The sequence below is a fragment of the Vulcanococcus sp. Clear-D1 genome (assembly GCF_014654725.1).
Lineage (GTDB): Bacteria > Cyanobacteriota > Cyanobacteriia > PCC-6307 > Cyanobiaceae > Vulcanococcus.
The window spans coordinates 1-6,669 of record NZ_JACVZV010000014.1 but is presented as its reverse complement, the minus strand read 5'-3'; the positions used below and the strand labels follow the sequence as shown (position 1 = coordinate 6,669).

Below are 6,669 nucleotides of genomic sequence, written 5' to 3'. Positions count from 1 at the left end.
CACCGGCTGACCAGCCGCACGAAAACTTCGTCTTCCCTGAAGAGGTTCTGCCCCGTGGTAACGCTCTCTAATCCTTCTCTCTCCGGGATCGGCGGGAAGGACCTCGACTCCACGGGCTATGCCTGGTGGTCGGGGAACGCCCGTCTGATCAACCTGTCGGGTCGCCTGCTGGGCGCCCACGTCGCCCACGCCGGTCTGATGGTGTTCTGGGCTGGCGCCATGATGCTGTTCGAGGTGAGCCACTTCACCTTCGACAAGCCCATGTACGAACAGGGCCTGATCCTGTTCCCCCACGTGGCCACCCTTGGCTACGGCGTGGGTCCTGGTGGTGAGGTCGTGGACCTCTACCCCTTCTTCGTGGTTGGTGTGCTGCACCTGATCAGCTCAGCCGTGCTCGGTCTCGGCGGCCTGTATCACGCGCTTCGTGGCCCCGAAATTCTGGAGAACTATTCCGCCTTCTTCTCGCAGGATTGGCGCGATAAGAACCAGATGACCAACATCATTGGCTACCACCTCATCCTTCTGGGTGTGGGCTGCCTGCTGCTGGTGTTCAAGGCGATGTTCTTCGGTGGCGTTTACGACACCTGGGCACCCGGTGGCGGCGACGTGCGCCTGATCACCAACCCCACCCTCGATCCGGGCGTGGTGTTCGGTTACCTGTTCCGCGCTCCCTTCGGCGGCGAGGGCTGGATCATCGGTGTGAACTCCATGGAGGACATCATCGGTGGCCACATCTGGCTGGGTCTGACCCTGATCTTCGGTGGCATCTGGCACGTGGTGACCAAGCCCTTCGGCTGGGTGCGCCGCGCCTTCATCTGGAACGGTGAGGCCTACCTGAGCTACAGCCTGGGCGCTCTGAGCTTCATGAGCTTCATCGCTTCGGCCTACATCTGGTTCAACAACACTGCCTATCCCTCGGAGTTCTACGGCCCCACCAACGCCGAAGCCTCCCAGGCCCAGAGCTTCACCTTCCTGGTGCGTGACCAGCGCCTCGGCGCCAACATCGGTTCGGCGATGGGCCCCACCGGTCTTGGTAAGTACCTGATGCGCTCCCCCACCGGCGAGATCATCTTCGGTGGTGAAACCATGCGCTTCTGGGACTTCCGTGGTCCCTGGCTGGAGCCCCTGCGCGGCCCCAACGGCCTGAGCCTCGACAAGCTCCAGAACGACATTCAGCCCTGGCAAGTGCGCCGTGCGGCTGAATACATGACCCACGCACCCAACGCGTCTCTGAACTCGGTGGGCGGCATCATCACCGAACCCAACTCGGTGAACTTCGTGAACATCCGCCAGTGGCTGGCTGCGACTCAGTTCGTGCTCGCCTTCTTCTTCCTGGTGGGTCACCTGTGGCACGCCGGCCGCGCCCGCGCTGCTGCTGCAGGCTTCGAGAAAGGTATCGACCGCAAGGCCGAGCCCACCCTGGCCATGCCCGACCTCGACTGATCGCAAGGTCCATCTGGTTGTCTCAGCCCCCGCCATGGCGGGGGCTTTTTTGTGGAAACCTTTCACCCCAAAGCAGGAGGGGAGCGAATCAACAACGGCTTAATCAAACTGATTGCACTCATTCCACGGATGATGCGGCGTCTGAACCGAAGCGGTGCGCTGGCAGGAATCAGCCCGGTGCTGCTGGGTCTGGCCTTGATCCAGCCGGCCGATCAAGCCGAGGCCCTGCCCAATCCCGCCGCGCAAAGCACGATCACCATGCCAGCAGCCGGTGTGGTGTGTGATGGCACCAATCAGCTCTGCTACGACCGCAACGGCCTCTCGCTCTCGCTAACTGGCACCTATTTCGGCCAGTACGCCCGGCAGGTAGCGCAGCAGAATTTCGGCTCACGGCTACCGCTACGCCGCTTTGAGCTGAGCAATGGTGTGTTCTGCCAAACGGATCAAGCCAGCTGCTGGCGCCAGGAAAACGGGCAACGGGCGAGGGCCGGCCGCATCAGCGAGCAGTTGTTCGGTTACCAACCGCAACCCACCCCCCAGCCAGCTCCCTACCCCACACCCACTCCCTATCCGCGGCCCGTTCCCAGCCCAATTGGCCACACGGCCATGTGTCAGCTGGTCCGCGGTAGCCAACTGCTCTTCAACGGCTCCTGTTCACTCAACGAGATCCGCCAGGGTTTCCAACCCCGCTTTGAGGTGCAGCTTCGCCACGGCGGCACTTATGTATTTGAACAGACCAACCGCGGCTACGTGATCACCGATGGCTCCGGTGGCCGCTGGCCGGTGCAGATCAGTGACCGCGGCAATCGCGGCATCTTCAGCTGGGCTGACATGCGCCTCGATGTAACCCAGCGCAACTACATGCCGAACAGCAACAGCAACGGCAAATTCCAGAGGGCCGTGAACAACTTCCTCATCGATCTGTTCAACTGATTCAGAACCTGACGAGAACGGTGCAGCGGCCCGAGCTGGCGTGAGGAGATGGGCTTCGAAGGCGCGTGGGAACAACGTCGCTGTTAGAAGCTCAGATTCAGAAGGTGGTGCGCCTTTGGCCCTGTGGGCTTCTTGAACTCCAGCGGCAGATCGCCATCACGGCTCACACCCTGGCGCATCTGTGATGACGCAGCCTGGAGGTGGTTCTGCTCCTGGACCGCAGGCTGCTCCACAGATGGGGTAGACGTGGTCAGCACAATCGGTTCCATCGCGGAGGCTTTCAAGCCCAGACCACTACCCACCAGGAGGCTTCCAGCCATCAACAGCGCAATCGATTTCATCAGAGGGAATCAGCACTATCCAGGCCTTAGCCACGGCCCAGCGGGCATGGCAACAGCGCGGCGCGGAATTGATGCATCACGCCTCAGCCAGCCTGCGCCGCAGCAAGGGCAGGCTCAGCCCGATCACATTCGAAAAACAGCCCTCGATCCGCGCTACCACCCCGACTCGCCCCCGCTCACTCGAATCAGCAATAAACGCCAATTATTGAGAATCTTGCTAGGCTGCATTTATTGAGAATCCGCGTAGACCATGGCTGCGGTTGAGCATGTGATCCGTGCCCCTGCGCAGTTGGGGCTGCTGCTCCGCAGTGCCCGGCGGGATCAGGGGATGAACCAGCAAGAGCTGGCTCTCAAAGCCGGTGGCATGAGCCAAGCCCGGCTCTCTCAGCTCGAACTGCAACCGGGTCGTCTCACCGTGGAGCGACTCCTGCTGCTCCTGGCCGCCCTCAACCTCGAAGTGGTGGTGCGGCCGCGAGAACAAACTATCGAGCCGGCCGAGTGGTGATGGGCAGACCCTCGAAGGCGCGCTCCCTGACGGTGTGGATGAACGGGGAACAGGTTGGCACCTGGTCGTTGCCGGCTCGCGGGCCTCAGCAGTTCAGCTACGCCGAATCCTGGCTGAAGTCCAGTCAATTCCGCCCGTTATCACTGTCTCTGCCGGCAGGGCTCGGGTCCTCGGCGCTCAGCGGCAATGCCGTCGAGAGCTGGTTTGACAATCTCCTTCCTGACAGCGACGCCATTCGCCGTCGAGCCCAGGCTCGGTTTCGGGCAGCCAGCACCAGTGCCTTCGATCTGCTGGCTGCCGTCGGCCGCGACTGTGCCGGAGCCGTACAGCTGCTTCCGCCAGACGAGGTGCCCAGCGGCATCGATCGCATCGAGGCACGGCCTCTGAGTAACCAGGAAATCGGCCACCGCCTGCGCGCCGTAACGGCGACGCCGGTTCCAGGATCTCTGGGCCCTGAACCTGATGAGCTCCGGCTCTCTGTTGCTGGTGCTCAGGAGAAAACAGCCTTCCTGCTGCACAACAACGAATGGTGTCTGCCGCTGGGGAGCACGCCCACCACCCATCTCTTCAAGCTGCCGATGGGGGTGATCGGTGAGGGCCAGATTGATTTCAGCACCTCTATCGACAATGAGTGGCTCTGCAGCAAGCTGCTCCGCGCCTATGGCCTGCCAATGGCCGCTACGGAGATAGCCCACTTCGATGGCGAACGCTGCCTGGTTGTACAGCGCTTTGATCGACGATTGCATGCCAGTGGCTCCTATTGGTTGCGCCTACCCACCGAAGATTGTTGCCAGGCCACCGCCACTCCAGCCGCCAACAAATATGAAAACAATGGAGGCCCCGGCATGGCAGCCATTACCGAGCTGCTGGCTCAATCCTCAGAGCGGAACGACCTAGCCACGTTCTTCAAGGCGCAGGTGTTGTTCTGGATGCTGCGCGCCATTGATGGCCACGCCAAGAATTTCAGTCTTTTCCTGAATCCAGGCGGTCGCTTTCAGCTCACTCCTCTCTACGACGTGCTCTCAGCCTGGCCGGTGATTGGACGAAGAAGCAATCAATGGCCACAGCAAAAGCTCAAGATGGCGATGGCCTGGTTTGGTGGAAAAGGCCGTTATTACAAGCCTCTGGAGATCACAGGCCGTCGCATGCTGGGCACGGCGAAACGGCTGGGCCTTGGCGATGCCCAAACCATCCTCAATGAACTGATCGCCAACACTCCCTCAGCGATTGCAGCGGTACAGCCCCAGCTGCCAGCCGACTTTCCACCAGCAGTCTCCGAAGCGGTGTTCACAGGACTGCAAACCTCCGCCGACCAGCTTGAGCGCGAACTGATCTGATGCCTGGGGCTGGCCCCCTGAGAGCCTCGCCAACGCTTTGGCCTAACTGATGCCCCTCCCCAGGAGCCAACGCCGCAGCAGCGGCAGGCTCAGCCCGATCACATTCGAAAAACAACCCTCAATCCGCTCCACCACCGCACCACCACGCCCCTCCAAAGCAAAGCCGCCAGCGCATTGCAGCGGTTCGCCGGTAGCCACGTAGGCCTCGATCTCGGCGGGGCTGAGGGGCGCGAACTGCACGCGGGTAGTGATGGTGGCGAGGCGTTCGGTCTGCTCTGCACCCACCGCCAACAAACAGTGCCCGGTATGCAGCTCCCCCCAGCCGCCAGCCATCCGCTGCCAGCGGGCGATCGCCTCAGCAGCGTCGGCCGGCTTGCCAAACACCTCCCCCTCAAAGGCGAGCACCGAATCGCAGCCCAACACCGCCGTGATCGAGGCATCCGTACAGACATCGCGCACCGCCTGAGCCTTGGCCTGCGCCAGCAGCTGCACCAACTGAGCTGGATCAGCGTGGTGGATCGCATCTTCATCCACCCCACTCACTTGCACGCGATGGGGAATGGCCGCCTGCTCCAGCAGGCGGCTACGGGCCGGAGACGCAGAAGCCAGCAGCAGCACAGCCGATCCTTGAGCTCAGCCCACTCTGACAAGGGCCTGAGGCGGCAAGACCGAGCCAGTGACCACAATGAAGAGACCCCAGCGCTCCCGTTGATGCAGCCCCGCTTGAACCAGCAGGAGCAAAGGGCGCTGATCCGGGCCAAGCGGGCCGTGCGCTGCCTGCCTTTTCGGCGCCGCTTCTACGCAGAGCTCGAGCGGGAGGCCCTCAGCAGCACCCAGCTCGCCGCTCGCTCCGATTGGAGCACCCTCAGCCAGCAGCGTCTCTCGGCCAACCACTGCGAAGACCTGCTGATCTGGCTGATCCAGCTCGGGGTGCTGCGCCGCGAGGTCGATGGGCAAGGCCTGACCGAACGGGTCCGCCTCACTCCCCTCGGGCGGGTTGTGCTCTCGGACTGGCCCGGGGAGATCCCCAGCGCCAGCCTTCCCACCCGCCTACGCCACTGGATCAAGCAGCACTGGCCCAGGCTCTAACGCAATCGTTCCGTGATTTCACGGATGCCGCGGATTGGTGATAGCGGAGAGCATCAAGCAACGGAGCCGGAGAGCGCCGTTAGCGTGATGAAACCACCCACACTTCTGGATCAGCAAGCCATAGCCACCCTGTTTGCCGGTGGCCTGTTGATCGCCATCTCCTTCCTCACGAACTACGGCCATGGAGCCTTCTTCCACTTCTCAGCCCTTCCGCTGGATGAGCAGATCGGAGTATCTCTCCACACTGCCGCTCTGGCGGCGCTGTTTGGCGACGCTGAACTGGCGTCCCGTCTTCGAGATCGAGCAAGAGACCGCTTGGTTGAGACACGTCAACGCGAGATTCGACGCCTTATCGCAACCATCAGATTTGAGCTCTCAGACACCCCCTCAAGCCGACTCCGACTGAACGAAGAGCTGGCCGCTCTACTTGAAGAACTCCAGGTGGTGAACGCCAGCAGCCGAGAGAACGACTAGCGCATGCGCCTCAAGCACTGGCTTAGTCAGCACAGGCAGCGGCTCTGAAGGGTTGGGTGGTTGCACGGATGCACCACCCGCCGCCACACTGATCGCAGGTGGCCTCCTGTTTGTAATTTCTTTCTTCACCAACTACGGACATGGAGCCCTCCTCCACATCAGAGCCGCCGCTCTGGATGAGCAGATCGGAATATGTCTCCACGCTGCCGCTTTAGCGGCGCTTGTTGGCGATGCTGAACTGGCGACCCGTCTACGACATCGAGCAAGAAACGAGGAGATTGAGAGAAGAAACCGCGAGGATTCGCGAATCCAATGAGCGACTCGACGCCGTATTGCGGTTATCCGATTCTAACTGGCCGACACCTCCATCAGCCGACTCCAACTGAACACTGCGCTGGCAGAGCTTCTGGAGGAGCTGAAACCCCCTCCAATGCCGGATGGATGATGGAGCCTAACGACTAACGAGCATAAAATCTAAAGAATGCCCATTTCAGCCTGGTTGACCGACACATCTCAGCCGCGAGATTCATGTGACTGCCAGCAGCGG

Annotated in this window: 8 protein-coding genes and 1 pseudogene; 7 read left to right on the top strand and 2 right to left on the bottom strand. The window is 61.7% G+C overall.

The features are described from left to right. From H9532_RS16005 to H9532_RS04230, 3 genes and pseudogenes are all read left to right on the top strand, one after another. Positions 1-71 (top strand): annotated as a pseudogene (locus tag H9532_RS16005) (photosystem II protein D2); the annotation flags it as partial. Next, positions 55-1,443, top strand: coding sequence for a photosystem II reaction center protein CP43 (gene psbC, locus H9532_RS04235; protein WP_296366003.1), 1,389 nt, complete (start codon positions 55-57; stop codon positions 1,441-1,443). The pseudogene H9532_RS16005 and the gene psbC, both read left to right, overlap by 17 nt. Positions 1,444-1,575: 132 nt before the next feature. Continuing rightward, positions 1,576-2,376, top strand: a complete 801-nt coding sequence (locus H9532_RS04230) for a YcgJ family protein (RefSeq protein WP_296366001.1) — start codon at positions 1,576-1,578, stop codon at positions 2,374-2,376. 83 nt (positions 2,377-2,459) lie between these two features. On the opposite strand, the gene H9532_RS04225 is transcribed toward H9532_RS04230, so the two are convergent. After that, positions 2,460-2,717, bottom strand: a complete 258-nt coding sequence (locus tag H9532_RS04225; protein ID WP_296366000.1) for a hypothetical protein — start codon at positions 2,715-2,717, stop codon at positions 2,460-2,462. Between the two features lie 250 nt (positions 2,718-2,967). Between H9532_RS04225 and H9532_RS04215 the strand changes: the two genes are divergently transcribed. Next, positions 2,968-3,222, top strand: coding sequence for a helix-turn-helix transcriptional regulator (locus H9532_RS04215; protein WP_296365999.1), 255 nt, complete (start codon positions 2,968-2,970; stop codon positions 3,220-3,222). After that, the gene (locus tag H9532_RS04210) at positions 3,222-4,559 is read left to right on the top strand and encodes a type II toxin-antitoxin system HipA family toxin (protein ID WP_296365998.1); all 1,338 of its coding nucleotides are present in this window, start codon (positions 3,222-3,224) and stop codon (positions 4,557-4,559) included. The genes H9532_RS04215 and H9532_RS04210 overlap by 1 nt, the downstream gene beginning before the upstream one ends. Positions 4,560-4,601: 42 nt before the next feature. Here the strand turns inward: H9532_RS04210 and H9532_RS04205 are convergent, their stop codons facing one another. After that, positions 4,602-5,177, bottom strand: a complete 576-nt coding sequence (locus H9532_RS04205) for a Maf family protein (protein WP_296365997.1) — start codon at positions 5,175-5,177, stop codon at positions 4,602-4,604. Positions 5,178-5,270: 93 nt separating this feature from the next. Between H9532_RS04205 and H9532_RS04200 the strand changes: the two genes are divergently transcribed. Further along, positions 5,271-5,648: an Npun_F0494 family protein gene (locus tag H9532_RS04200; protein WP_296365996.1), complete on the top strand. Its 378-nt coding sequence runs from the start codon at positions 5,271-5,273 to the stop codon at positions 5,646-5,648. Positions 5,649-5,735: 87 nt separating this feature from the next. Next, a complete protein-coding gene (locus H9532_RS04195; protein ID WP_296365995.1) occupies positions 5,736-6,122 on the top strand; it encodes a hypothetical protein in 387 nt (128 codons plus the stop codon). Positions 6,123-6,669: the final 547 nt, after the last annotated feature.

Coding starts and splice junctions, on each gene's coding strand:
- H9532_RS04210 (WP_296365998.1), top strand. CDS start 3,222: ATGGGCAGACCCTCGAAGGCGCGCTCCCTGACGGTGTGGATGAACGGG.
- H9532_RS04200 (WP_296365996.1), top strand. CDS start 5,271: ATGCAGCCCCGCTTGAACCAGCAGGAGCAAAGGGCGCTGATCCGGGCC.
- H9532_RS04195 (WP_296365995.1), top strand. CDS start 5,736: ATGAAACCACCCACACTTCTGGATCAGCAAGCCATAGCCACCCTGTTT.
- H9532_RS04225 (WP_296366000.1), bottom strand. CDS start 2,717: ATGAAATCGATTGCGCTGTTGATGGCTGGAAGCCTCCTGGTGGGTAGT.
- H9532_RS04215 (WP_296365999.1), top strand. CDS start 2,968: ATGGCTGCGGTTGAGCATGTGATCCGTGCCCCTGCGCAGTTGGGGCTG.
- H9532_RS04230 (WP_296366001.1), top strand. CDS start 1,576: ATGCGGCGTCTGAACCGAAGCGGTGCGCTGGCAGGAATCAGCCCGGTG.